The sequence below is a fragment of the Micromonospora inositola genome (genome assembly GCF_900090285.1).
Classification (GTDB): domain Bacteria; phylum Actinomycetota; class Actinomycetes; order Mycobacteriales; family Micromonosporaceae; genus Micromonospora; species Micromonospora inositola.
The window spans coordinates 961,759-985,194 of the sequence record NZ_LT607754.1 but is presented as its reverse complement, the minus strand read 5'-3'; the positions used below and the strand labels follow the sequence as shown (position 1 = coordinate 985,194).

Below are 23,436 nucleotides of genomic sequence, written 5' to 3'. Positions count from 1 at the left end.
CGACCCGCCGGGGGTCAGGCCCGCCTGGGGTGGGCGGCGAAGAAGGCCCAGATGAGGTCGGTGGCCACCACACCCGCCCGCGGCGCGGCGAGCTGACCGGAGGCCGCTCCGGGCCACGAATGACCCATTTCCGGGATCGTGTAGACGGTGACGTCGCTGCCGTCCGGGCAGCGTGCGTCGGTCCGGGAGATCCGGGTGGACGACATGGGCCGCTGTCCGGGCGCCGGCCGGCAGCCCAGCCGCCGCTGCCAGGTCCGCACGCCCTCGGTGAAAATGGCGGCGTAGACGTCCTGACCGCCGATGAAGGTGATGACCGAGACCGGGTGTTTCGGCACGTAGTTCTCGGCGGCCGTCCGCGGCCCGCTGTAGCCGCCGCTGACCACGCCGATCGCCGCGAACAGTCCCTCGGCCTCGACCGCGGCCCGAAAACTCATGTCACCGCCGTTGGAGATGCCGGTGAGGTAGACCCGGTCCGGGTCGGCCCGCCACGTCTCGACCAGGTGCGCGGTGAGCGCCTTGAGGAACCCGACGTCGTCCGACGATCCGCAGCAGATCAGGGCGTTGAAGCCGCCGTACCGGCCGTCCGGGTAGGCGACGAGCGCCTGTTCCCGGTCGGCCTTGGCGTCCAGGCCCACCATCTGGCGCATCGCCTCCCCGTCGCCGGGGTAGAAGTGCAGCACGATCACCAGCGGGAGCGGCGTGGCCGGGTCGTAGCCGGGCGGGGCGTGCAGGAGGTAGGCGCGGTCCGTCCCGTCGTGTCGCAGGGCCAACCGATGGTCGCCGGCCGCCGGCCGCTCGGTCACGACCGACGGGGGCGGGGACGGAGTCGCCCGGGTATGCCCCCGCTCATCACCGCACGCCGCGCCGAGGATGAGCAGGCAGAGTCCCGTCAGCACCGCCATCGTCCGCCGCACGCCCCGCCCCCTTCGTGGATCCGACGTCCACAGTGGTGAGCCGGGTGCGGCGGGGTCAACCCTTTCGGCCCTCGCCGAATACCGGCACGCTGCTTCTATGCTTCGCCTTCAGCTGACCCCGGTGGACCTGTGCCGGGTGCGGTTCGTCGACACGCTGCACCCGGTGGGCACCGCGATGCTGGCCCGTCAGGCGCTGCACGACCCGACCGCCGCCGGCCTGGTGCCGGCCCTCGCCGCGCGGCAGGCGGCCGCCGCCGCGGCAGCACCGGTGCGCGCCGCCGCCGCATCGCTGGCACACCTGCTGCCCGTCCGCGGTCGGCTGCCGGACTTCCTCACCCCGTTCGAGGGCCTGGACTCGGTGCCGGCTGGCCTGGCGGCGATCCGGGCCACCCCGCCCCGACGGGTCCGGGCCGAGCTCATCGCGGCGTACGCCGAGCTGCCGGCGACGCCGCTGCGCCGCCGGTTCGCCGAGGCGGACCCGGCGATCCTGGACCTGTTCGACGAGGCGGTGGCCACCTGGTTCGGGGCCGTGCTCGCGCCGCACTGGGCCGATCTGACGTCCGTCCACCGCCACCAGGTAGCGACCGCCACGCACCGGTTGGCCACGGGTGGCCTGGAGGGCCTCTTCGCCGGACTGCATCCGGCGATCCGCTGGCGGCCGCCGGTGCTGGAGGTGCGGACGTGGTGGAGTGGGGACGTGACCGGCACCGGCGAGGGTCTCGTCCTGTTGCCCTCGCCGCTCGCCGGTCCGCGCCCCCGGGTGCTGGTCGAGCCGGGCCGTCCGGTCCTGCTCGTCTACCCCGCCGCGATGCCGGGCGGCGCCGCCGCCCCGGGCGCCGATCCGCTCGGCCGCCTCCTCGGGGCCACCCGGGCGGCGTTGCTGCGTCGGCTGGGTCAGCCCGGCCGGCACACCACCACGGCGCTGGCCCGGGCGGCCGGGGTCAGCATCTCGACCGCGTCGGAGCACATGACGGCGCTGCGGGCCGCCGGTCTGATCCGGACCGGGCGCGACGGCCCGGCGGTGCTGCACCGGCTGACGCCGCTCGGCGGGCACCTGCTGGGCGGGCCCGGAGGCGTCGGCTCCGGAACCGACCTGCCCGACGAGTGGCGCAGCCGGGAGGGCTGAGACCGTCGGGTCATCGGGAACGGGGCCGCGCCCGCAACCGTGGCGCCCCGGCCGGGGCGCTGCCGTAGGGTTGCTGCCGTGACGACGCGTGTGGCCGCCATCGACTGCGGGACCAACTCGATCCGCCTGCTGGTCGCCGACCTGCCCGACCCGTCCGCCGGTCCGCAGGCGCCGCTGGTCGACGTGACCCGCCGGATGGAGATCGTCCGGCTCGGCCAGGGCGTCGACAAGACGGGCCGGCTCGCCCCCGAGGCGATCGAGCGCACCCGGGTCGCGCTGGCGTCGTATGCGGCCGAGATCGAGAAGCTGGGCGCCGAGCGGGTCCGGATGTGCGCCACCTCGGCGACCCGGGACGCCGCCAACGCCGCCGACTTCCGGGCCATGGTCGAGCAGACCCTGGGCGTCGAGCCCGAGGTGGTGACCGGCGACGAGGAGGCCCGGCTCTCGTTCACCGGCGCGGTGCGCGGCCTGCCCGCCGACGCCGAGCCGCCGTACCTGGTGGTCGACATCGGCGGCGGCTCCACCGAGTTCGTGGTCGGCACCCGCGAGGGTGGCGTCGAGGCCGCCATCTCGATGGACATCGGCTGCGTCCGGATGACCGAGCGGCACCTGCACGGCGACCCGCCGACCCTGGACGAGATCGCGGCCGCCCAGGCCGACATCGCGGTCGCGGTGGACCGGGCGCTGGCGGCCGTGCCGGGCCGCGAGGCCGCCACGCTGGTCGGGCTCGCCGGGTCGGTCACCACCGTGGTCGCCATCGCCCAGGGCCTCAAGGAGTACGACCCGGCGCGCATCCACCACGCCCGGGTGTCGTACGAGCAGGTCGCCGACGTCACCGCCGACCTGCTGGCGAAGTCCCGCGAGCAGCGGCTGGCCATCCCGGTGATGCACCCGGGCCGGGCCGACGTGATCGGCGCGGGGGCGTTGGTGCTCCGCGTCATCATGGAGCGGGCCGGTATGCCTTCGGTGGTCGCCTCCGAGCACGACATCCTCGACGGCATCGCCTGGAGCCTCGCGTAGGCCTCGGGAAAGGTGGTTTCCCTGCGTGTGGCCGGTATGATTTCCATATGGTCACCACCGTAAATCTGCCCGACGGACTGCACGAGCGGCTCAAGCAGCTCGCCGAGCAGGAGCACCGGTCGATGAACGCCACGATCGTTGTGGCGGTCGAGGAGTACGTCTCGGCGCGCAACCGTCGTGCCCGTGTGCGGGATCTTGCGCGGGAGGTCGCCGACCGCGACGCCGAGCTGCTGCGGCGGTTGGCGGAGTGATCAACTACCTCGAGGTCGACGACCTTATGGAGATCGCCTCGATTGTGTTGGGTGAGACCCCGCAGGTCCGTGACTTCGGCCTGCTCTCGTCGGCGGTGGTTCGCCCGGCCACCGTGGCGTTCGGCGAGGAGGCGTACACCGATCTCTGGGGCAAGGCCGCCGCGCTGCTTCACTCGGTCTGCATGAACCACGCTTTGATCGATGGGAACAAGCGTCTCGCCTGGTCGGCGGCGCGCGTCTTTCTGGCCCTCAACGAGGTGCCGATTCAGGAAGTCGACGTTGATCAAGCCGAGGCTCTCATGATGTCGGTGGCCAGCGGCACGCTGACCGACGTCTCCGACATCGGCCGCGAGCTCCGCAAGCTTTACGTCTGATCCATCCGCACCTGCTGCTGAGTCAGGCCTCGCGACCGCCGTACGTCGGCCATTCGAGGCCGTGCGGCGGTATCCCGAATCAGGCGCGTTCGGTGGCGAGGCGGGCGCTGAAGCCGAGCAGGGCCACCCCGGTCAGCCCGTCGAGCCAGCGTCGTACCCGGCGGCGGGCCAGCAGGTCGCGGGCGCGGTTCATCGCCCCGACCAGCACCAGCAGGTAGGCCAGCCCCAGCACCGCGTGGCTGAGCGCGAACACCAGCAGCACCCCCAGGGGCGCGGAGCCGCCGACGAACTGCGGCAGCACGGCCAGGTAGAAGGCCAGCACCTTCGGGTTGGTGATGTTGGAGAGGAAGCCCTGCCGGAAGGCGGTCAGCGCCTCGCCGGACGAGGTGGCGCCGCCGTCGGCCAGCGGGGCGTACCGGCCCTGCCAGGCCGAGCGCCCCGCCTGCACACCGAGGTACGCCAGGTACGCGACGCCGGCCCAGCGGATCGTCTCGAACAGTGGTTGGGAGCGGACGATGAGCGCGCCCAGCCCGGCCGCCGCGGCGACGCCCTGTACGGCGTTCGAGCCGGTCACTCCGACCGCGCTCCACCTGCCGCGCCGTCGACCGGCGGCCAGGGTGTTCCGGGTGACCACCGCGAAGTCCGGGCCGGGGATGAGGATCAGCACCGTGGCGAAGATCAGGAACGATCCGTAGCTGCTCCACGACATGTTTCCGACCCTACGACGCGGCCCGCGAAAGCTAGTGTTTTCTTGACGGTACTATGTAATGCGCACTACTGTCGGAAACGTGGATACCACCCAGCTCCTCAAGGGCGTGCTCGACCTCGCCGTCCTCGCCGTGCTCCGGGAGGAGGACGGCTACGGTTACGACATCCTCCGCCGGTTGCGCGACGCCGGCCTGGAGGAGGTCGGCGACGCGTCGGTCTACGGCACGCTGCGCCGGCTCTTCGCCGCCGGCCTGCTCACCACCTACGTCGTGCCGAGCGAGTCCGGCCCGCACCGCAAGTACTACGCCCTCAACGCCGCCGGCCGGGACCAGCTCGCCCGCTCCGGCAAGACCTGGCGCTCCTTCGCCACGACCATGGACGCACTGCTCGACGATCGGGGGATGGCGGCATGACCGTCACTGGGCAGGACATCGCGGACTACGTCGACCGGGTCCGGGCCGCACTGGCCGACCTGCCGCCCGCCGTCCGCGACGAGTTGACCGAGGACCTGCCGGAGCACCTGACCGAGGTCGCCGCCGAGGCGGACGGCTCGCTGGTCGACCGGCTCGGCGAGCCCGAGGCGTACGCCGCCGAGCTGCGGGCCGCCGCCGGCGCCGACGGCCCCGGCGGTGACCGGCACCTCGGCGGGCGGATCGCCGTCGCCCGGGTCCGGCTCGATGCCCGGCTGCGTGCCTTCGACGCCCGGCTGGGCCCGCTCCTCGGGTACGCCAAGGCGTCCGATTTCCTCCGGCTGCTCCGGCCGGCCTGGTGGGTGCTGCGGGGCTGGCTGGCGGCGCTGCTGGTCTCCGCCGCGCTCGGCGAGCCGTCGGGCCTGCTGCCCCGGCTCGGCGACAGCGCGGTGGCGGGCCTGTTCCTGCTCGCCGGCGGCGTCCTCGCCTCGGTCTGGTTGGGGCACCGCTCCGGCGGCCTGCGGGGCTGGCCCCGCCGTCTGCTGCGCCTCGGCACCGCCGCGTTACTACTCTTCTCCTTCGCCATGCTCGTCGACGTGGACCAGAACGCCGAGTCGGACGAGTTCGGCTACAAGGGGGTGTCGGTCGGCGACCGGTACGACTCCGTCCAGGACGTCTTCGTCTACGACAGCGAGGGGCGGCTGGTGGAGAATGCCCGGCTGTTCGATCAGAACGGCGTGCCGATCCGGCTCGGCTACCCGTCGTGTGTCGACCCGGCCCAACCGGACGCCGCGCTGCGGACCGGCTACCCGTTCTGCCCGCAACTCGCGCCGTTCCGGCCGCGGCCGCCCGCCGCGGTCCCGGTGCCACCGGCGGGCCGAGCGCCCGCGGCGACCCCGGCGTCGCCGCAACCGACGGACAGTTCGTCGCCGACGGCTGCCGCCACGCCGACCCCGGTCCCCACCGCAACGGTGACCCCGGCCCCGACCAGCACGGCTCCGGTGCCGAGTCCGACCCGCTGAACCATGCCGAGGGGCGCCCGCCGATCCGGTGGGCGCCCCTTTCGCGTCCACGGTGGACCGGGGCGGGACTGCGCGGCCCGATCTTGGTCGCTACGGTGTCGCTTGCTCACCCCACCCCGGAAGGAACGCCCGTGTCAGAGCAGGTCGCCGAGACTTTTGCACCCGCCGCGCCCGAGAGCGAGCAGCAGCCGGCAGCCGCGGCAGCCCCGACCGGCGGGCGGTCCCGGATCGGCACGGTCCTCGGCGTCGTCGTGCTGGTCCTCGGCGTGCTGGTCGCGCTCGCGGTGACCGCGGTGCTCAAGCTGGGTCCCGGACCCCTCGGCGGGTCGCTGGCCCCGGACGGCACGGCCGACGCGAAGGCCGGCGACTGCGTCGCCGACCTGCCCCGGGTCGACGGCGCCCGGGCGATGTCGGCCGACGACCCCAGGATCGTTCCCTGCACCAGCGCCCGGGTCGGGTACGCCGTGATCGGCCGGGTGGACGACCCGGCCGCGGCGCGGAGCCGCTCGGCGGCGGCGTGCGAGCCGTACTTTCGGCCCGGCGACGACGGATACGTCTTCTACCGCGTGGACGGCGACGGCGACGGCTACCTGCTCTGCCTCGTCCACAAGGCGAACGGGAGGTGAATGCCACTGTCCCGGCGTCTTCCCCGGCGCGGTGACGGCGTGGCAGGCTACCGGCACGTAGGACCACTGGGCGACCAGCCAACGATGACTGACCGCTAGGAGGACGGGCCATGGGCGAGACGGTGAGCTTCACCAGCAACGGAGGGACGAGCGAGGGGTATCTCGCGATACCCTCCGGCGGTGTGGCCAGCCCCGCGGTCATCGTCATCCAGGACTGGTGGGGCCTCGTGCCCCACGTCCGGGCAGTGGTGGACCGCTTCGCCGAGGCGGGCTTCGTCGCCCTCGCCCCGGACTTCCGGCACGGCGAGCCGGCCAGCAAGCCGACCGAGCCCCGGCAGATGCTGAACGGGCCGCAGATGGACGAGGCGGCGACGGACATCGCCGCCGCGGCGGAATACCTCGCCAACCGTCCCGAGGTCACCGGCAAGGTCGGCTGCGCCGGCTTCTGCGCCGGCGCCAGCCTGGCCCTCTGGTCGGCGACCTTCTCGGAGCGGATCGTCGCCACCGCCGGCTTCTACCCCCGGCTGCCCTGGGAGGGCATGCGCTCCGACTGGGCCGACTACGCCGGCAAGGCCGCCCTCATCCACTGCTCCGAAGAGGACGGCCTCTCGTCGGCCGACGGCGTGCAGGCCGCCCGTCTGGCCATCGAGGCGGCCGGCGGCACCTGCCAGACGTACGACTACCCGGGCACGTCACACGCGTTCTTCAACGAGGACCGGCCGGAGAAGTTCGACCAGCGGGCCGCCGCCACCGCCTGGGCCCGCACCCTGGAACTCTTCCGGGCCAAGCTTGGCTGAGCCGCGTACCCCCGCCGAGGTGGTCGCCCGCGCCGCGCGGGCGACCGACCTCGCCGACCTCGACGGCGCGGTGAGCAACTGCTTCGCCTGCCCGCGCCTGGTCGCCTGGCGGGAGGAGGTCGCCCGGGTCAAGCGGGCCGCCTTCCGCGACCAGCGGTACTGGGGCCGCCCGGTGCCCGGCTTCGGCGCGTCGGACGCGCGGATCGCCATCCTCGGCCTGGCGCCGGCCGCGCACGGCGGCAACCGCACCGGCCGGATCTTCACCGGCGACCGCTCCGGCGACGTGCTCTTCGCCGCACTGCACCGCGCCGGCCTGGCCAACCAGCCGACCAGCGTCGCCGCCGACGACGGCCTGACCCTGCGCGACACCCGCATCTTCGCCGCCGTGCGCTGCGCGCCGCCGGACAACAAACCCACCCCGGCCGAGCGGGACACCTGCGCGCCGTGGCTGCACCGGGAGGTCGCGCTGATCCGGCCCACCCTGCGCGTCGTGGTCGCGCTGGGTGCCTTCGCCTGGGCCGCATGGTGGCCGGTGCTGCGCGACGTGTACGGCGTCCGCCCGCCCAGTCCGCGACCGGCCTTCGGCCATGGGGCACACTGGTCCGGCAGTTCCGCACCGGCGCTGCTCGGCTGCTATCACGTCAGCCAGCAGAACACCTTCACCGGGCGGCTGACACCAGGGATGCTGGACGACGTGTTCGCCCGGGCGAAGCAGTTGGCCGGGGTGCACTGAGGAATGCGTGGGGCGGTGGGATGGACCTCGGCGTGCTGCGCAGGTGGTGGCCGGTCGCGGCGGTGACCGTCCTGCTGGCCGTCGCCGCGTTCGCGGCCGGGCACTCCTCGATCGGGGCCAGCCGGATCCCGCCCGCCGCGGACAACATCCCCTACGTGCCGGACTACCCCTCCGCCGAGCCCGCGCCGTCGATCGCCGTCGAGCCGAGGGACGGCGCCGAGGCCACCCAGGCGCAGATCCCGCACTGGATCGTCACCGCCGCCACGATCGTGCTCGGCCTGTCGGCCCTGCTCGCCATCGGGTACGTCGGCTGGACGCTGGTCCGGGGCGCGCTGCGGCGTACCACCCGGGCGATCCCCGTGCAGCGGGCCCGGCGTACCGCCGAGGGCACCGCGCGGGAGGTGGTGGCCGCGCTCGACGCGGGCCTGGTGGAGCTGGACGACCGGGACACCGACCCGCGCACCGCGGTGATCGCCTGCTGGGTCCGCCTGGAGGAGGCCGCCGAGGAGGCCGGCGTGCCCCGACTCGCCGGGGACACCCCGACCGACCTGGTCAGCCGGCTGCTGCGCGGCGACCCGGCCGCCGGCGTACCGGCGATCGCCAGCGCCGACGTGCTGGACGGGTTCGCGCACGTCTATCGGGAGGCCCGGTACGCCACGCACACCGTTGACAAGCGGATGCGCGACCAGGCCCGGGCGTCCCTGCGCCGCCTGCGCGGCGAGTTGACCAGCCTCACCGCCTCCGAGCGGGTGACGCCGTGAGCGCGAGGAGTGAGCCGGTCTTGCGAGCCCCGCAGTCGCGAACCAGGGTGACGCCGTGAGCACCAGCATCGACGACCTGCTGTCGTTCGAGGAAGAGCCGGCCGGACCGGTGGTCGCGTCCCGCGGTGGCCGGTTACGCCTGGTGCTGCGGACCCTCGCGGTCACCGCGGCGATCGTGGCGGTCGTCGTGGCGGGCCTGCGGACGGTCGGCCTTCAGATCTCCCTGTGGATCATCGTCGCCGGGGTGCTCGCGCTGCGCGCCGTGCGGCGGGTCACCGCCGCGCTGGCGCCCCCGCCGCCGCCCCGGGCCGGTTACCGGGCGCCCGCCGGTGAGGAGCCGGGCACCTGGAACTGGGCCGCCCGGGACGCGCTGCGCGCCGCGATCAACGGGTGGGAACGCCCGCTGGACTGGTGCGCGGGCAACCGCGAACGGTTCACCGAGCGGATCCTGCCGCGTCTCGGCGAACTGGCCGACGAGCGGCTGCGCCAGCGACACGGCATCACCCGCGAGTCCGACCCGGCCCGCGCTCGCAACCTGTTGGGAGAAACACTGTGGACCTTCCTCAGCACGCCCTCCCGCCGCCCCCCGTCGCCGCGCGACCTCGCGGCGATCGTCACCGAACTGGAGAAGCTGTGTTGACATCTTCCCGGCCCTGAAGGACCGGGATTCCCACGGTCGCCCGTGAAGTTTCCTGCTTCGTCACCGACCGCCTTGTCCGGGAGGGCTCCCGTTGAGGTCTTACACCAGCTCCACAGGCAGACACCGCCAGCCCGGCGGCCAGAATGTTCCGCGCGGCGTTCACGTCACGGTCGTGGATGGCGCCGCAGTCGCACGTCCAGGTCCGGACGTGCAGCGGCATCGTGACCCGTACGGTTCCGCAGGTCGAGCACAGTTTGGAGGAGGGGAACCAGCGGTCGACCGCGATCACCTTACGGCCGTACCACTGGGCCTTGTATTCCAGCATGCTGCGGAACTCGCGCCACGCCGCGTCGCTGATGGCGCGGGCGAGTGTGTGGTTTTTCAGCAGGTTCCGAACGGTAAGGTCCTCGATCACGATCGTTTGGTTGTCACGAACGAGCCGAGTGGTGATCTTGTGCAGATGGTCGCGTCGCCGGTCGGCGATGCGAGCGTAAACCTTGGCGACCTTGCGGCGCGCGTTGTCCCGGTTCGCCGAGCCCTTGGCCTTCCGCGACAGCTCCCGCTGGGCGCGGGCAAGCCGGACACGGTCGCGCTGCCCATGCCGAGGATTGGTGATCTTTTCCCCGGTCGACAGGGTCAGCAGGTGGTCGAGCCCGGCGTCTATCCCGATCGCCGCGGTGGTCGGGGGCAGCGGCTGCAGGGTCTGGTCCTCGCACAGCAGGGACACGAACCAGCGGCCCGCGCTGTCCTGGGACACGGTCACCGTCGACGGCTTCGCACCCTCCGGGAGAGGGCGCGACCACACGATGTGCAGCGGCTCCCCCATCTTCGCCAGCGTCAGCGTGCCGTCGCGGAAGCGGAAAGCGCTGGTGGTGTACTCCGCCGACTTCCGCGATCTCTTCCGCGACTTGAAACGCGGGTACTGCGCGCGTTTAGCGAAGAAGTTTGTGAAGGCCGTCTGAAGGTGCCGCAGGGCCTGCTGAAGCGGAACCGAGGAGACCTCGTTGAGGTAGGCCAGTTCCCCGGTCTTCTTCCACGCGGTCAGCATCGCCGACGTGGCGTTGTAGCTGACGCGTTCCTGCCGGAGCGTCCACGCCTCCGTACGGGCCGCCAACGCGAGGTTGTAAACCTTGCGCACGCATCCGAACGTGCGCGACAGCTCGGCTGCCTGCGCCTCGGTCGGATAGAAGCGGTACTTGAATGCCCGCTTCACGCGCGTGGTCTTCATGGCTACCGAACTATCGCATCGCCCTGTGACAATCTGCGGGCTCTCGGGAGGGGCCACCAGTCCGCCTTGCCGGCGAACCGGCTATCCCTGCCCTGCTCCGCAGGAGTTCGATTCCTCCCCGCCCTGAAGGGCGAGGTCTCCTCGAAGGAGTTCTGATGAACGACGTGGACCGGAGCATGCCCCCCGCCGAGGTGGGCCGGCTGGCCCGGGCGGTGCTGGACGCGGTCGGCACGGTCGTGGTCGGCAAGCGGGAGGCGCTGGAACTCGTCCTCGCCGGCATCCTCGCCGGTGGGCACGTGCTGCTGGAGGACCTGCCGGGGCTGGGCAAGACGCTGACCGCGCGCTCCTTCGCGCAGGCCCTCGGGCTGGACTTCCGCCGGCTCCAGTTCACCCCCGACCTGCTCCCCGCCGACGTCACCGGCTCCTTCCTGTACGACCAGCGCAGCGGCGACTTCTCGTTCCGGGCCGGGCCGGTCTTCACCAACCTGCTGCTCGCCGATGAGATCAACCGGACCCCGCCGAAGACCCAGTCGGCGCTGCTGGAGGCGATGCAGGAGAAGCAGGTCTCCGTCGAGGGCGTCACCTACCGGCTGGACGAGCCGTTCCACGTGCTCGCGACCGCCAACCCGATCGAGTACGAGGGGACGTACCCGTTGCCGGAGGCGCAGCTCGACCGGTTCCTGCTCCGGGTGTCGTTCGGCTACCCGAACCACGAGGAGGAGTGGGAGGTGCTGCGCCGGCGGATGGCCCGCCGCCGCGAGGAGGCCGAGATCAAGCCGGTGGTCGACGCGGCCACCCTGCGCGCCATGCAGGCCGCGCTGGAGGACGTGGTGGTCGAGGACTCGATCGGCCGCTACATCGTGGCGCTCACCGCGGCCACCCGGGAGCACCCGTCCGCGCTGGTCGGCGCCTCGCCGCGCGGCTCGCTGGCGCTGCTGCTGCTGGCCCGGGTCCGGGCCGTCTTCGCCGGCCGGGACTACGTCGTGCCGGAGGACGTCAAGGAGGTGGCGGCGCCCGCGCTGGCCCACCGGATCACGCTGCGCCCGGAGATGTGGCTGCGGCGGGTCGACCCGTCCTTCGTCGTCGGGGAGGTCCTCGAGCAGACGCCCGCCCCGGCCAGCGGCGCGCTGCCCAGCTACGCGGCCGGGCGGCCCGGGCGCTGATGGCCAGCCGTCACGAGCCGGAGCCGGCGACGGGTTGGGCGCCCACCTGGGCGCTCGGCCGGGCGGTGCTGCTCACCGGGCTGCTGCTGATCGCGGCGGTGCTGTTCGGCCGGATCGATCTGGTGGTGCTGGCCACGCCGTTCGCCCTCGGCACCGCGTACGCGCTGCGCCGCCGGCCCACCGCCGGCCCGGAGCTGGAGATCAGCACCGGGGACGCGCACCTGGTCGAGGGCGGCCCGATGACCGCCACGGTCGCCGTCGGCAACCCGGACACCGTGTCGTACGACGTGGCGGTGGTGCGGACCCGGATGTCGCCCTGGCTGCGGGTGGAGAAGGTCGGCTTCGGCGGGGCAGGCGTGGAGGTGGCCCGCTCCGGGGGCGCCGACCGGCCCTTCGTCACCTCCGTACCGACGGGCACGGCGGTGGACCTGGAGCTGTCCGGGACGGCCCTGCGGTGGGGCCGGCACCCGATCGGTCCGGCCGGCGCCCGGGTCGCCACCGCGGACGGGCTGCTGGTCTCCCGGGCCGTGATCACCGACCCGGTGCGGACGCGGGTCTACCCGATGACCGAGCCGTTCGAGGCGGTGGAGGCGATGCCCCGCGCGGCCGGGCTGGTCGGCGCGCACCACTCCCGGCGGCCGGGGGAGGGCGGCGAGCTGGCCGGGGTGCGGGTCTTCGCCCCCGGTGACCGGCTGCGCCGGATCGACTGGCGGGTCTCGCTGCGGGCCCGCCAGCTGCACGTCGCGGCCACCCTCTCCGACCGGGACGCCGAGGTGGTGGTGCTGCTCGACGTGCTGGCCGAGGCGGGCCGCTCGGGGGGCGTCAACGGTCCCGCCTCGGTGCTGGACACCACGGTCCGGGCGGCGGCCGCGATCGGCGAGCACTACCTGCACCGGGGCGACCGGGTGGCGATGCTGGAGTACGGTCCGGCCGCCCGCCGGCTGCGCCCGGCCACCGGTCGCCGGCAGTACCTGACCGTGCTGGAGTGGCTGCTCGACGTGCACGCCGAGTCCTCCCCGCACGAGCCCTACGACCAGGTCTTCGGGCCGCAGGTGCTCTCCGCCGACGCGCTGGTGGTGGTGCTCACGCCGCTGCTGGACGAGCGGTCGGCGCAGATGCTGGCCCGGCTCGCCCGGGGCGGTCGGTTCGTGGTCGCGGTGGACACCCTGCCGACCGACCTGCCGCCGCCGAAGGACCGGGGCTGGGCCGAGGTGGCGTACCGGCTGTGGCGGCTGGACCGGGACACGATGATCGGTCAGCTCCGCGAGCACGGCGTGCCGGTCGTCCGTTGGGCCGGCGCGGGCAGCCTGGACCAGGTGCTCCGGGACGTGGCGAGACTGGCCACCGCGCCGCGGGTGGGTGCCCGGTGAGCGCGAGGAACGCAGCGCAGCGGAGTCCCGCAGGCGCGAACGAAGGCGGGCACAGGTGAGCGCGAGGAACGCAGCGCAGCGGAGTCCCGCAGGCGCGAACGAAGGCGGGCACAGGTGAGCGCGAGGAACGCAGCGCAGCGGAGTCCCGCAGCCGCGAACGAAGGTCGGCACGGATGAACGACATGCTGGACGCGCTGAACGAACGGGTCCGCGCGGTGCGGTACGCGGCCACCCGGGTCAGCCTCGCGCCGCTGCTGGTCCGGGCCGCCATCTTCGGCACCGTGCTGGTCGGTTTCCTGCTGGCGTACCCCGTGCAGGTCTTCGCGGCGCGGGCGCTGCTGGCCCTCACGGTGGTGGCGGTGCTGCCCGCGTTCGGGCCGCGCCGGGTCTGGCCGACCTTCGCGGCGCTGGTCACGGTCGGCGGGTGGTTGCTGGCCGCGGCCGGCTTCGACCGGCCGATCGCGCTGTGGCGGCTGCTCGCCGTGGCCACGCTGCTCTACCTGGCGCACTCCCTCTGCGCGCTCGCCGCGCTGCTGCCCCTCGACGCGGTGGTCGACCCGGACCTGATCCTGCGGTGGTTGACCCGGGCCGGCGGGGTGGTGCTCGCCAGCGCGGTGCTCGGCATCCTGCTGGCCGGGCTCGGCGGCGTGGGTACGGACCGGGGTTTCCAGGCGGCCACGGTCGCGGGCTTGCTGGTCGCGGTGGCCCTCAGCGCGTTGCTCGGGTGGCTGTTGCGTCGCAGATAGCGGGATGATGCGGGACGTTGTGCGGGTCACAGGTGTTGTGCTCCGTCACAGAAGGGGGTCTCGAACGGGATTAGCCCAGCCGCCCGGGGAAAGATAGATGACGTGAATCCGAAGCGGATCCTTGTCGTGGGTGCCGGGCACGTCGGCCTGTACGCCGCTCTGCGCCTGTCCAAGAAGCTGAGCTCCCGTGAGGCCGAGGTCGTCGTCGTCGACCCGCAGCCGCACATGACCTACCAGCCGTTCCTCCCCGAGGCGGCGGCCGGCAACATCTCGCCCCGGCACTCCGTGGTGCCGCTGCGGCGCGAGTTGCGCAGGTGCAAGGTTGTGGCGGGCACGGTGACCCGGATCGACCACGACCGGAAGACGGCGATCGTGCAGCCGATCAGCGGGCCGACCCGGGAGATCCAGTACGACCACGTGGTCGTCGCCCCCGGTTCGGTGTCCCGGACGCTGCCGATTCCCGGCCTGCACGAGCACGGCATCGGTTTCAAGACCATCGGTGAGGCCATCTTCCTGCGCAACCACGTGCTGGACCGGCTGGACGTGGCGGCCGCCACGACCGACCCGGACGTCCGCCGTTCCGCGCTGACCTTCACCTTCGTCGGCGGTGGCTACGCCGGCATCGAGGCGCTGGCCGAGATGGAGGACATGGCCCGGGACGCGCTTCGCTACTACCCTGAGCTCAAGCCGGACGACATGCGCTGGGTCCTGGTCGAGGCCACCCAGCGGGTGCTGCCCGAGGTGGATCGGGACATGGGCGCCTACACGGTGCAGCAGCTGCTCAAGCGGAACATGGACATCCGGCTGGACACCCGCCTGGAGTCCTGCGTCGACGGGGTGGTCAAGCTCTCCGACGGCGACAGCTTCCGCTCCGACACCATCGTCTGGACGGCCGGTGTGAAGCCGTCGCCGATGCTGGACGCCACGGACTTCCCGCGGGACGAGCGCCGACGGGTCACCTGCCTGCCGACCCTCCAGATCGTGGACGGCGACCGGGTCGTCGAGGGCGCCTGGAGCGCCGGCGACTGCGCCGCCGTGCCGGACCTGACCAAGGAGCCGGGCAACTTCTGCTCGCCCAGCGCCCAGCACGCGGTCCGGCAGGCCGCCCGGATGGCCGACAACATCGCGAACGTGGTCCGCGGTCGCGAGCCGGTCAACTACAAGCACAAGCACGCGGGCAGCGTGGCCAGCCTCGGCCTGCACAAGGGCGTGGCGCAGGTCTACGGGATCAAGATGACCGGCTGGCCGGCCTGGTTCATGCACCGGACGTACCACATGTCGCGGATCCCGTCGTTCAACCGCAAGGTCCGGGTCGTGGTCGACTGGTCGCTCGCCTTCTTCCTCAAGCGTGAGGTCGTCGCGCTGGGCCAGCTGCACGACCCGCGCGAGGAGTTCGCCGAGGCCTCCCAGCCGATCGGCGCGGCGCGCGGCTGAGCCGTACGAGCAGGGCCCGTCGCCACGCGTGTCGTGGCGGCGGGCCTTTCCCGCTCGCGGCCCGGGCGGACCTGCGGCGTGACTCTGCGGCAGTACGCCATCCGGTCACCGTCGCAGTAGGCCGGCGGGGTGTGGGTCAGAAGCGCCAGGTCCAGGCGTCGGCGATCCGGGTGCCGGGGCCGAAGAGCTGCTCCAGCGTCCGGCGCAGGACCAGCGCGTGCGGGGCATCGTCGGTCAACGCCACGCACGACGCCCCCCAGAAACGGACATCCTGGGCGGCCTGCCGACGCTGCTCGTCGCCGACGGCCGCCGGCACGCCCCGGTTGGCCACCTCGGCCAGCAGCGCCGAGGTGGGGCGCTTGTAGGTGCCCATGGTGGCCGAGCCGCCCCGGCCGTACGGGCCGATGAAGAAGCCCTCTGGCATGCCGAACTCCGCGTCCGCCGCGGTCGCCCAGCGCATCGGCCACGGGTCCTTCGGGGTGGCCGGCGGCACGGGGACCAGCACCCCGCCGGGGCGTACGCACTGCCGCCAGTGCCCGGCGGTGACGAACTCGGGCAGCGCCGGCCGGTCGGTGGTCGGCAGCGGCGCCGGGAAGACGCTGAGCAGCGCCGCGCCGACCGCGAGGGGAACCAGCCGTCGGGCCCGGCCCGGCTCCCGCAGGGCGCGGTCCAGCGCCAGCGTCAACAGCGTGCCGATCAGCGGGAGCACGGCGAGGCCGAACCGCATCGGCAGCGCGCCGTCCACCACCGGCAGGCCGCCCAGCAGGGCGTACGGGCCGGGCAGCGCGGTCCGCTCGCCGGAGATCACCAGCTCCGGGCCGAGCGACAGCGCGCCCATCACCAGCGCCCCGGCGACGCAGGCGACGACCACCGGCCGGCGGCCGAGCCAGATCGCGCACGCGGCGGTGACCAGCAGCAGCGGCCAGCCGAGGAAGGTGTTGTACTCGGCCGGCCCGGTGGTCAGTCGGGACGAGGTGTCGCTGCCCAGCACGGAGAGCGGGGAGACGGTCCACCAGCTGCTCAGGTCGGCGGAGAAGTAGTGCGGGCTGAACATCCCGTCGGCGACCCCCTGCGGCCCGGCGAACTGGTACCTGAGCGGGTAGGCGAGCACCAGCAGCGCCAGGCCGGCGGCGAGCATCAGACCGCCGCCGAACGTGGGCAGGGCCCGCCGGAGCAGCGGCCGGTCGGTCACCGCGTACGCGACGGTCATCACCACCAGGGTGAGCGCGGCGAGGAAGAGCACCTCCTCGCCGACGAAGACCTGGAAGGTGACCGCCGCGGCCAGCCCGACCGCCGAGCTGACCAGCCGGCGGCGGTCCGGCCCGTCCAGGGTGCCGGCCGGGTCTGCCGCCCGGAGCAGCCGGACCACCAGCCAGACGATCAGCGGGACCAGCCACTGCGCGGTCATGTGCAGGTGACTGTTGCTCTGCGAGACCATCCCCGGACCGAAGCCGCACAGGGCGGCGCCGAGTCCGGCGGCGAGCCGGCGGGCCCGCAGCGTCCGGGTGAACAGCAGGTACCAGGCGACCGCCGTGCCGGCCAGGTTCCCGGCCGCCAGCAGCGCGAAGGTGACCGGCGCCCCGACCAGCAGGGTGACCGGGGCGAGGAGCACCCCGAGCGCGATCACGGTGGTGTTGGTCATCAGGTTGACCCCGTCCGGCGCGTTGAGCCGGTCGGTGAGCAGGCTGAAGTCGCCGAGCAGGGCGCGCGAGTCGACGGCCAGGAACCACTCGTAGAGGGTCTGGTCCTCGGGGTTGAGCGCGAGCATCCGCTGCGTGGGCGCGGGCCACAGCCCGTGGGTGAGCCAGCCCGCCAGCAGCGCGAAGAGCAGCCCGGCCAGCAGGTCCGCGCGGTAGCGGATCGCGGTGGCCAGCAACCGGGCGGACCGGGAGCGGCGGGCGGCCTCCGGTTCGAGGCGGACAGCCTGGCCGGGGTCGGGCCCGGGGGCGGTACGGGCTGCGCTGGTCACGGCCTCGACCATAGTGGCGCGACCACCGCGGGGTACGCCGGGTCGGGACGCAACGGCTACGGTGAGACTGCACCGCCGCGTGTCGACGCGCCGGTGTCACCCGCCCGGGTGGTGGAACGGCAGACACGGCCGCCTTAAAAGCGGCTGCCGCAAGGCGTGCGGGTTCGACCCCCGCCCCGGGCACCGAGACTCTCAGGTTTCCCACAGCTTCGCGCCCGGCATGGGCTGCGGGCCCGGTTTACTCTTGAGGGTGCACGTTCACGTGCACTGACCCCCTGAGGGAGGCCTGAGAAGTGAAGACCTCGAACCCGGTGCTCGCCCGGCTCGGCCAGGCGGCCGAGCGTGAGCGGGCGGCCGGGTACGCCCAGCCCGGGCCGTACGGACAGCCCGGTTACCCCCAGCAGTACGCGCCGTACCAGCAGCAGTACCCGACCGGCGTCGGCTACCCGGCGGCGCCGCCCACCGTGACCCCGATGACCCTGGACGACGTCGTCGTCAAGACGGTCATGCTGCTCGGCATCCTCGGCGCCTCCGCCGCCGCGGCGTGGGTGCTCGTGCCGGACGCCCTGGTCGGTGTCGCCTGGATCGGCGCCGCCGTGGTCGGCCTGGTGCTCGGCCTGATCATCTCGTTCTCCCGGATGGCGAACCCGGCGCTGGTCGTGGCGTACTCGATCGTCGAGGGCGTCTTCGTCGGCATGGTGAGCAAGGCGTTCGAATCGCTCTACGACGGCATCGTGCTGCAAGCCGTGGCGGCCAGCTTCGGCGTCTTCTTCCTGATGGCGATGATCTACAAGGCGCGGATCATCCGGGCCACCCCGCGGTTCGCCCGAATCATGATCTCGATCATGGTCGGCCTCTTCGCGGTGATGCTGATCAACCTGGTGCTGGCGCTCTTCGGCGTCAACACCCACCTGCGCGACGGCAGCCCGCTGGCCATCGGGTTCAGCCTGGTCTGCATCGTGGTTGCCTCGCTGAGCTTCGTGCTCAACTTCCACGAGATCGAAGAGGGCGTCCGGATGGGGCTCCCGCAGCGCTACTCCTGGACGGCCGCCTTCGGCATCGTGGTCGGCCTGGTCTGGCTCTACCTGGAGATCCTGCGACTGCTGAGCTACTTCCAGGGCGACGACTGACCCGTTCGCCGTACGACCCCGGCGCCCGCCCCCGCGACAGCGGCGGCGGGCGCCGTCGTTTTCCGGTCGCCGCCGGGCCGTCGGGGGCAGAGTGGGAGCCGGGGGGTACGTCGGCGAGGAGGTCGCGGTGCAGAGTGCCAATCCGGTGCTGACCCGACTGGACGACGTCGGCCGGACCGAACGTCAGGTGCTCGGGGTCGGGGCCGTCGAGGCGATGACGGTGGACGACGTGGTGGCCCGGACGGCCGGCCTGCTCCTGCTCACCGGCGTCACCGCGGCGGCTGCCTGGGTGGTGGTCCCGCAGGCGGTGTGGCTCACGGCGGCGCTGGCCGGGACCGCGCTCGCCGGCCTGGTGCTGGTGCTGGTCATCTCGCTGAAGCAGATCACCAACCCGCTGGTCATCGCGGCGTACGCGGTGCTCCAGGGGCTGCTGCTCGGGGTGGCCAGCCGGGCCTTCGAGCTGGTCTACCCGGGGATCGTGGTGCAGGCGGTGGTCGGCACGTTCGGCGTCTTCCTGGGCATGGCGCTGCTCTACCGGGCCCGGCTGATCCGGGCCACCCCGCGGCTGGCCCGGCTGGTCGTGGGGGCGCTGATCGGCATCGTCGCGATCGGCCTGGTGAACCTGGTGACGTACCTGCTCACCGGGCGGCAGGGGTTTGCGGCGTACAGCCTGACCGGCCAGGTCGGCTGGCTGCCGTACGTCTTCTCCGGGGTGGCGATCATCGCCGGGGCGTTCAGCTTCATCCTCGACTTCGACCTGGTCGAGCGGTCGGTCCGCGCGGGCCTGCCCCGCCGGTACGCCTGGTTCTGCGCGTTCGGCCTGCTGGTCGGGTTGATCTTCCTGTACTGGCAGATCCTGCGCCTGCTCAGCTACCTGCGCCGGTGACCGGCGGTCCCTCGTAGACTCGGCGGCGATGAGCGCAGCGGAACTGGACCGGGCAGTGGAGCTGCTGGTCCGTCAGGTCTCTCACTGGCAGCAGCCCCGGTGGTCGGCGGCGGCCGAGGGCGGCAACGTGTCCCGGGCCGATCTGGTGCACAAGCTGGTGCAGGAGATCGGCAACCTGGCGGCGGACGCGGAGGGCGGGCCCCGGCGGGACGTACCCCGGTTGGGCAATGACCTCGTGCTGCCCGACCAGCTCCGGGTGGTCGCGGCGGATCTGCTGGCGGCCGGCCCGCCGGAGGCGATGCTCGCCCAGGCCGCCGCGGCGATCACCGCCACCCGCTCGGCGCTCTGACCTCCGGGCGCGTGGCGCGCCGGCCGCTGGCCATGGCGCGCCGAGAGCTGAGCGCGGGGCGCGGCGGCTGAGCGCGGGGCGGGGGCCGGTCAGCCCTTCAGCCAGCGCCGCAGCTTCCGCCGGCGGGCCCGGTCGCGGGCCCGGATGACGGCCGGCACGTCCCGGCCGGCAAGCGCGGCCTGCCGCGCATGCAGGACGCCGTACGTGAAGGTGTTCTCGCCGTCGGCGTACGCGCGCAGCGCCTGCCGCCGCAGCACCTCGCGGGTGACCACCGAGTCCTGGTGCGCGCCGAGCAGGTCCTGCAGGTCCCTGAGCCGGTCCACCAACGCGCCGGCCGGTTTCCCGACGGCCGGCTCGCGGACCTCGACGGCGTACCGGGCCGCCTTGTACGCCTTCCGCGCCTCGTGCAGCGCGACATCCGGGTCCGCGCCGTGCGGATGGTCGCCGGCCAGGGCCCGGTCCAGCCGGTCGTCGGCCCGGGACACCGCCCGGCGCACCCGCCGGGCGACCCACCGCGCGTCCACCGTCCGCGCGGTCGGCCCCTCCAGCAGCGCGTCCAGCCGGGTCAGCAGGCCGGGGTACCGGTCGGCGTCGAGCGCCGCGCCCAACTCGTCCAGGGCGGTGGCCAGGTCGGCGGCGAACCGGGCGGAGATCCGCGCCGCGACCGGGCCGAGCACCAGGTCGGCGGGCTCGGCGTGCACCGCGTCGGTCAGCCGGGCCGCCATCACCTGGGTGTCGCGGACCGGCCCGAGCTGGGTACCCAGCCAGCGCAGCTCGGTTCGTAGCCACTCGCTCTCCCGGCGGTCCCACAGCCCCCGGAAGGTCCGCAGGGTGGACCGCAGCCGGCGGACGGCGACCCGCACGTCGTGCACCGCGTCCTCGTCACCGCCGATCGCGCCGGGGTGGTTGGCGATCAGCGCGTCGCGTTGGGCGAGGGCGTAGTCGAGGACGGGCGCGGCGCCGGGGTCGGGGGTGGCCGTCGGGACGGCGAGCCGGGTGGCCAGCGCCCGGTGCGACTTGGAGACCGGGACCGGGCGGGCGCCGGCCGCGCGCAGCCGGGCGTCCACCGCGTCGAGCAGCGCGTCGTCGCCGTCGACCAGCTCGACCTCGATCTCCCGCCAGGCCTGGCGCTCGCCCGTGACCAGGTCGCGTCCCTCGACGGTGTCCTCGGCGACCTCGGCCAGCACCCCGCCCCGCTCGTCGAGCAGCCGGCGCTCGACCCGGCGGGTGGTGATCCGCGCCGCGGGGGCCACGGGCTGTCCCCGGGACGCGGCCCGGAACAGCGCGACCAGCTCCGCCGGCGGGTCGGCATCGTCCGCCCCGGCGGGGAACTGGTATTCGGTCCGGTCGCCGCCGGCCGACCCGACCTTCAGGTGCCAGCCCGCGTCGTGCCCCCCGCTGCGCCGGCGCAGCGCGAATCCGCTGCGCGCCAGCCGGAGGTCGGCGGTGTCCAGGTAGATCGCGTCGAGGTCGAGGGCGGTGGCGTCCGACACGGTCGTGACGCCACCGCACCCCGTCAGGTCCGGCAGGCGGAACCCCTCGTCACCGGAGTACTTGCGCTCCCGTTCCACGACCGTCGCCATGACGGAACGGTACCCGGGGGCGGGAGCGCCGAATCGGGCCTCAGCTCAGCCGTTCGAGCACCATCGCCATGCCCTGGCCGCCGCCGACGCACATGGTCTCCAGGCCGATGGTCCTGTCGTGCCACTCCAGGGCGTTGAGCAGGGTGCCGGTGATCCGGGCGCCGGTCATGCCAAACGGGTGCCCGACGGCGATCGCGCCGCCCATCACGTTCACTTTCTCCTCCGGGATGCCGAGCTGCCGGTAGGAGGGGATCACCTGGGCCGCGAACGCCTCGTTGATCTCGACCAGGTCGACGTCGTCGATGGTCATCCCGGCCCGCTTCAGGGCCTGCTTCGAGGCCTCAACCGGGCCGAGGCCCATGATCTCCGGCGACAGCGCGGTGACGCCGGTCGAGACGATCCGGGCCAGCGGGGTGAGCCCGAGGTCCTTCGCCCGCTGAGCGCTCATGATCACTACGGCGGCGGCGCCGTCGTTGAGCGGGCAGCAGTTGCCGGCGGTGATGCGGCCGTCCGGGCGGAAGACCGGCTTGAGGCCGGAGACCGCCTCCAGGGTCACCCCGGGGCGGGGGCCGTCGTCGGCGCTCACCACGGTGCCGCCCGGCGTGGTCACCGGGGTGATCTCGCGGGCCCAGAAGCCGTCGGCGATCGCCTTCTCGGCCAGGTTCTGGCTGCGGACGCCGAAGGCGTCCATGTCCTCGCGGGTGATGTCGTACACCTGGGCGAGGTTCTCCGCGGTCTGCCCCATCGCCAGGTAGACGTCCGGGAGCTGGCCGGCCTCGCGCGGGTCGGTCCACACCTCGGCGCCGCCGGCCGCGCGGGCCTTCGAGCGCTCCTGCGCCTCGGTGAAGCGTGGGTTCTCCCAGCCGCCGCCGACCAGGGCCTGCGCCTCCGGGGGCAGGGTGTCGGAGTTGCCGCGGGCGTACCGGGAGACCATCTCGACCCCGGCGGAGATGAACGCGTCGCCCTCGCCGGCCCGGATCGCGTGCATCGCCATCCGGGTGGTCTGCAACGAGGAGGCGCAGTAGCGGGTCAGGGTGGCGCCGGGCAGGCCGTCGAGGCCCATCAGGGTGGCGACCACCCGGGCCATGTTGAAGCCCTGCTCGCCGCCGGGCAGGCCGCAGCCCAGGTAGAGGTCGTCGATCTCGGTCGGGTCGAGCCCGGGGACCTTGGCCAGGGCGGCCTGGACGATGGTAGCGGCGAGGTCGTCCGGGCGGACGTCACGCAGCGAACCCTTGAACGCGCGGCCGATGGGGGACCGGGCGGTGGCGACGATGACGGCGTCGCGGGACGACTCAATCGGCATGAACCAACGTTAACCCGCGAGTAACTTGACGCGGAAGCTGGTCACCCGGCGGGAAATGTCACGCCCGCCGGGGCGGTCAGTGGTGGCGGGAGGCGACCGTCGCGGCGGCGGACACGGCCGGCAGGAGGGCGTGCGCCCAGACCCGGTAGCCGTCGGCGGAGGGGTGGTAGCCGTCGTGGCAGAGCGTCCCGGCGTCGGCCCGGAACACCGGCCCGGTCTCGGTGGCCAGGTCGACCACGCTGCCGCCCGCGTCCAGCACGGCCGTCGTCTGGGCACGGGCGACCCGCCGCCCGGACCAGCCGAGCACCTGCCGCAGCGGGGACGCCACCGCGCGGACCGCGCCGAGATCCGGGCAGGTCCCGACGACCACCTCGACGTGCGCCTCGCGCAGCCGGCGCACCGCCGAGCCGAGGTAGGCCGCCGCGTCGGCCGGCCGGGTCATCGCGGTGGCGTCGTTCGCCCCGACCAGGATCAACGCCACGTCGGGGCGGTCGCCCAGCAGCGCCCGGGCCACCTGGGTGGCCAGGTCGGTCGAGCGGGAGCCGGAGACGCCGACGCTGGAGAGGTGCACCTGCCGCCCGGTGGGGCCCTCGGCGAGCAGGTGGGCCAGCTGCCCGCCCACGGTCTCCTCGAAGCGTTCCACCCCGACGCCGAGCGCCGAGGAGTCGCCGAGCAGCACCAGCCGCAGCGGTGGGGCGCCCGCCCGGCCGACCGTGGCGCGCAGGGCGAGGCCCAGCTCCGGCTGGGCGTACCGGCGGTTGCGGGCGGCGATGGCCTGGCCGGCGAGGACGGCCGCCCCGCCCACCGTGCCAGCGACCAGCGAGAGCGCCGCGGCCCGACCCAGCCGGAACGCGAGCTCGTGGTGCTCCGTCATGACCTCACCACCCGGACCC

The 23,436-nt window shown here is 73.6% G+C and carries 25 protein-coding genes and 1 tRNA gene; 19 read left to right on the top strand and 7 right to left on the bottom strand.

The features are described 5' to 3' along the window. Positions 1-14 precede the first annotated feature (14 nt). Positions 15-914, bottom strand: coding sequence for an alpha/beta hydrolase family esterase (locus GA0070613_RS04620; RefSeq protein ID WP_231929667.1), 900 nt, complete (start codon positions 912-914; stop codon positions 15-17). A gap of 97 nt (positions 915-1,011) precedes the next feature. Here GA0070613_RS04620 and GA0070613_RS04615 point away from each other — a divergent pair, with 97 nt between their 5' ends. The 4 genes from GA0070613_RS04615 (at position 1,012) to GA0070613_RS04600 (ending at position 3,685) form a co-directional block, all read left to right on the top strand. After that, positions 1,012-2,040: an ArsR/SmtB family transcription factor gene (locus tag GA0070613_RS04615; RefSeq protein WP_157746271.1), complete on the top strand. Its 1,029-nt coding sequence runs from the start codon at positions 1,012-1,014 to the stop codon at positions 2,038-2,040. Between the two features lie 90 nt (positions 2,041-2,130). Further along, the gene (locus GA0070613_RS04610) at positions 2,131-3,060 is read left to right on the top strand and encodes a Ppx/GppA phosphatase family protein (protein ID WP_089011151.1); all 930 of its coding nucleotides are present in this window, start codon (positions 2,131-2,133) and stop codon (positions 3,058-3,060) included. 47 nt (positions 3,061-3,107) lie between these two features. Further along, positions 3,108-3,311 (top strand): ribbon-helix-helix domain-containing protein, encoded by a 204-nt coding sequence (locus tag GA0070613_RS04605; RefSeq protein ID WP_089011150.1) that lies wholly within the window; start codon positions 3,108-3,110, stop codon positions 3,309-3,311. Beyond that, complete coding sequence (locus GA0070613_RS04600; protein WP_089011149.1) at positions 3,308-3,685, top strand: type II toxin-antitoxin system death-on-curing family toxin; 378 nt, start codon at positions 3,308-3,310, stop codon at positions 3,683-3,685. Before GA0070613_RS04605 ends, GA0070613_RS04600 begins: the two co-directional genes overlap by 4 nt. A 79-nt stretch (positions 3,686-3,764) precedes the next feature. Here GA0070613_RS04600 and GA0070613_RS04595 read toward each other — a convergent pair whose 3' ends face one another. Beyond that, positions 3,765-4,394 carry a LysE family translocator gene (locus tag GA0070613_RS04595; protein WP_089011148.1) on the bottom strand — a complete coding sequence of 210 codons (630 nt, stop codon included), beginning with the start codon at positions 4,392-4,394 and terminating at the stop codon, positions 3,765-3,767. 79 nt (positions 4,395-4,473) lie between these two features. On the opposite strand from GA0070613_RS04595, the gene GA0070613_RS04590 reads away from it, so the two are divergent. From GA0070613_RS04590 to GA0070613_RS04560, 7 genes are all read left to right on the top strand, one after another. Then, positions 4,474-4,806, top strand: coding sequence for a PadR family transcriptional regulator (locus GA0070613_RS04590; RefSeq protein ID WP_089011147.1), 333 nt, complete (start codon positions 4,474-4,476; stop codon positions 4,804-4,806). Then, entirely contained in the window at positions 4,803-5,825 is a 1,023-nt protein-coding gene (locus tag GA0070613_RS04585) for an HAAS signaling domain-containing protein (RefSeq protein WP_089011146.1), read from the top strand. The genes GA0070613_RS04590 and GA0070613_RS04585 overlap by 4 nt, the downstream gene beginning before the upstream one ends. 131 nt (positions 5,826-5,956) lie before the next feature. After that, on the top strand, positions 5,957-6,451 hold the full coding sequence (locus tag GA0070613_RS04580; RefSeq protein ID WP_089011145.1) for an LppU/SCO3897 family protein: 495 nt from the start codon (positions 5,957-5,959) through the stop codon (positions 6,449-6,451). 110 nt (positions 6,452-6,561) lie between these two features. Then, entirely contained in the window at positions 6,562-7,248 is a 687-nt protein-coding gene (locus GA0070613_RS04575; protein ID WP_089011144.1) for a dienelactone hydrolase family protein, read from the top strand. Beyond that, positions 7,241-7,981, top strand: a complete 741-nt coding sequence (locus tag GA0070613_RS04570) for a uracil-DNA glycosylase (RefSeq protein WP_331716720.1) — start codon at positions 7,241-7,243, stop codon at positions 7,979-7,981. The genes GA0070613_RS04575 and GA0070613_RS04570 overlap by 8 nt, the downstream gene beginning before the upstream one ends. 20 nt (positions 7,982-8,001) lie before the next feature. Continuing rightward, entirely contained in the window at positions 8,002-8,742 is a 741-nt protein-coding gene (locus tag GA0070613_RS04565) for a DUF4129 domain-containing protein (RefSeq protein ID WP_089011142.1), read from the top strand. Positions 8,743-8,797: 55 nt separating this feature from the next. Further along, a complete protein-coding gene (locus GA0070613_RS04560) occupies positions 8,798-9,382 on the top strand; it encodes a hypothetical protein (RefSeq protein ID WP_089011141.1) in 585 nt (194 codons plus the stop codon). On the opposite strand, the gene GA0070613_RS04555 is transcribed toward GA0070613_RS04560, so the two are convergent. Beyond that, the gene (locus GA0070613_RS04555) at positions 9,357-10,610 is read right to left on the bottom strand and encodes an RNA-guided endonuclease InsQ/TnpB family protein (protein ID WP_089011140.1); all 1,254 of its coding nucleotides are present in this window, start codon (positions 10,608-10,610) and stop codon (positions 9,357-9,359) included. The two genes, GA0070613_RS04560 and GA0070613_RS04555, sit on opposite strands and share 26 nt — an antisense overlap. 155 nt (positions 10,611-10,765) lie before the next feature. Here GA0070613_RS04555 and GA0070613_RS04550 point away from each other — a divergent pair, with 155 nt between their 5' ends. The 4 genes from GA0070613_RS04550 (at position 10,766) to GA0070613_RS04535 (ending at position 15,323) form a co-directional block, all read left to right on the top strand. Beyond that, the gene (locus GA0070613_RS04550; RefSeq protein ID WP_089011139.1) at positions 10,766-11,773 is read left to right on the top strand and encodes an AAA family ATPase; all 1,008 of its coding nucleotides are present in this window, start codon (positions 10,766-10,768) and stop codon (positions 11,771-11,773) included. Continuing rightward, positions 11,773-13,143, top strand: coding sequence for a DUF58 domain-containing protein (locus GA0070613_RS04545; protein ID WP_089011138.1), 1,371 nt, complete (start codon positions 11,773-11,775; stop codon positions 13,141-13,143). The genes GA0070613_RS04550 and GA0070613_RS04545 overlap by 1 nt, the downstream gene beginning before the upstream one ends. Before the next feature lie 182 nt (positions 13,144-13,325). Further along, the gene (locus tag GA0070613_RS04540; protein ID WP_089015749.1) at positions 13,326-13,889 is read left to right on the top strand and encodes a hypothetical protein; all 564 of its coding nucleotides are present in this window, start codon (positions 13,326-13,328) and stop codon (positions 13,887-13,889) included. A gap of 102 nt (positions 13,890-13,991) precedes the next feature. Beyond that, a complete protein-coding gene (locus tag GA0070613_RS04535) occupies positions 13,992-15,323 on the top strand; it encodes an NAD(P)/FAD-dependent oxidoreductase (protein ID WP_089011137.1) in 1,332 nt (443 codons plus the stop codon). Positions 15,324-15,459: 136 nt separating this feature from the next. On the opposite strand, the gene GA0070613_RS04530 is transcribed toward GA0070613_RS04535, so the two are convergent. Further along, the gene (locus GA0070613_RS04530) at positions 15,460-17,292 is read right to left on the bottom strand and encodes a hypothetical protein (protein WP_408630974.1); all 1,833 of its coding nucleotides are present in this window, start codon (positions 17,290-17,292) and stop codon (positions 15,460-15,462) included. A gap of 102 nt (positions 17,293-17,394) precedes the next feature. On the opposite strand from GA0070613_RS04530, the gene GA0070613_RS04525 reads away from it, so the two are divergent. The 4 genes from GA0070613_RS04525 to GA0070613_RS04510 all read left to right on the top strand — a co-directional run bounded on the left by GA0070613_RS04525 (position 17,395) and on the right by GA0070613_RS04510 (position 19,657). After that, positions 17,395-17,475, top strand: a tRNA-Leu gene (locus GA0070613_RS04525). Positions 17,476-17,585: 110 nt separating this feature from the next. Continuing rightward, a complete protein-coding gene (locus GA0070613_RS04520) occupies positions 17,586-18,422 on the top strand; it encodes a Bax inhibitor-1/YccA family protein (RefSeq protein ID WP_089011135.1) in 837 nt (278 codons plus the stop codon). Between the two features lie 127 nt (positions 18,423-18,549). Further along, positions 18,550-19,308, top strand: coding sequence for a Bax inhibitor-1/YccA family protein (locus GA0070613_RS04515; RefSeq protein WP_089015748.1), 759 nt, complete (start codon positions 18,550-18,552; stop codon positions 19,306-19,308). A 28-nt stretch (positions 19,309-19,336) separates the two neighbouring features. Further along, positions 19,337-19,657: a hypothetical protein gene (locus tag GA0070613_RS04510; RefSeq protein ID WP_089011134.1), complete on the top strand. Its 321-nt coding sequence runs from the start codon at positions 19,337-19,339 to the stop codon at positions 19,655-19,657. An 89-nt stretch (positions 19,658-19,746) separates the two neighbouring features. Here the strand turns inward: GA0070613_RS04510 and GA0070613_RS04505 are convergent, their stop codons facing one another. The 3 genes from GA0070613_RS04505 to GA0070613_RS04495 all read right to left on the bottom strand — a co-directional run bounded on the left by GA0070613_RS04505 (position 19,747) and on the right by GA0070613_RS04495 (position 23,417). Further along, entirely contained in the window at positions 19,747-21,240 is a 1,494-nt protein-coding gene (locus tag GA0070613_RS04505; RefSeq protein ID WP_089011133.1) for a CYTH and CHAD domain-containing protein, read from the bottom strand. Between the two features lie 40 nt (positions 21,241-21,280). Further along, positions 21,281-22,543 carry an acetyl-CoA C-acetyltransferase gene (locus GA0070613_RS04500; RefSeq protein WP_089011132.1) on the bottom strand — a complete coding sequence of 421 codons (1,263 nt, stop codon included), beginning with the start codon at positions 22,541-22,543 and terminating at the stop codon, positions 21,281-21,283. Positions 22,544-22,619: 76 nt separating this feature from the next. Continuing rightward, positions 22,620-23,417 carry an SGNH/GDSL hydrolase family protein gene (locus GA0070613_RS04495; protein WP_089011131.1) on the bottom strand — a complete coding sequence of 266 codons (798 nt, stop codon included), beginning with the start codon at positions 23,415-23,417 and terminating at the stop codon, positions 22,620-22,622. Positions 23,418-23,436: the final 19 nt, after the last annotated feature.

Coding starts and splice junctions, on each gene's coding strand:
- GA0070613_RS04565 (WP_089011142.1), top strand. CDS start 8,002: ATGGACCTCGGCGTGCTGCGCAGGTGGTGGCCGGTCGCGGCGGTGACC.
- GA0070613_RS04545 (WP_089011138.1), top strand. CDS start 11,773: ATGGCCAGCCGTCACGAGCCGGAGCCGGCGACGGGTTGGGCGCCCACC.
- GA0070613_RS04500 (WP_089011132.1), bottom strand. CDS start 22,543: ATGCCGATTGAGTCGTCCCGCGACGCCGTCATCGTCGCCACCGCCCGG.
- GA0070613_RS04550 (WP_089011139.1), top strand. CDS start 10,766: ATGAACGACGTGGACCGGAGCATGCCCCCCGCCGAGGTGGGCCGGCTG.
- GA0070613_RS04555 (WP_089011140.1), bottom strand. CDS start 10,610: ATGAAGACCACGCGCGTGAAGCGGGCATTCAAGTACCGCTTCTATCCG.
- GA0070613_RS04595 (WP_089011148.1), bottom strand. CDS start 4,394: ATGTCGTGGAGCAGCTACGGATCGTTCCTGATCTTCGCCACGGTGCTG.
- GA0070613_RS04585 (WP_089011146.1), top strand. CDS start 4,803: ATGACCGTCACTGGGCAGGACATCGCGGACTACGTCGACCGGGTCCGG.
- GA0070613_RS04540 (WP_089015749.1), top strand. CDS start 13,326: ATGCTGGACGCGCTGAACGAACGGGTCCGCGCGGTGCGGTACGCGGCC.
- GA0070613_RS04510 (WP_089011134.1), top strand. CDS start 19,337: ATGAGCGCAGCGGAACTGGACCGGGCAGTGGAGCTGCTGGTCCGTCAG.
- GA0070613_RS04605 (WP_089011150.1), top strand. CDS start 3,108: ATGGTCACCACCGTAAATCTGCCCGACGGACTGCACGAGCGGCTCAAG.
- GA0070613_RS04575 (WP_089011144.1), top strand. CDS start 6,562: ATGGGCGAGACGGTGAGCTTCACCAGCAACGGAGGGACGAGCGAGGGG.
- GA0070613_RS04615 (WP_157746271.1), top strand. CDS start 1,012: ATGCTTCGCCTTCAGCTGACCCCGGTGGACCTGTGCCGGGTGCGGTTC.
- GA0070613_RS04495 (WP_089011131.1), bottom strand. CDS start 23,417: ATGACGGAGCACCACGAGCTCGCGTTCCGGCTGGGTCGGGCCGCGGCG.
- GA0070613_RS04505 (WP_089011133.1), bottom strand. CDS start 21,240: ATGGCGACGGTCGTGGAACGGGAGCGCAAGTACTCCGGTGACGAGGGG.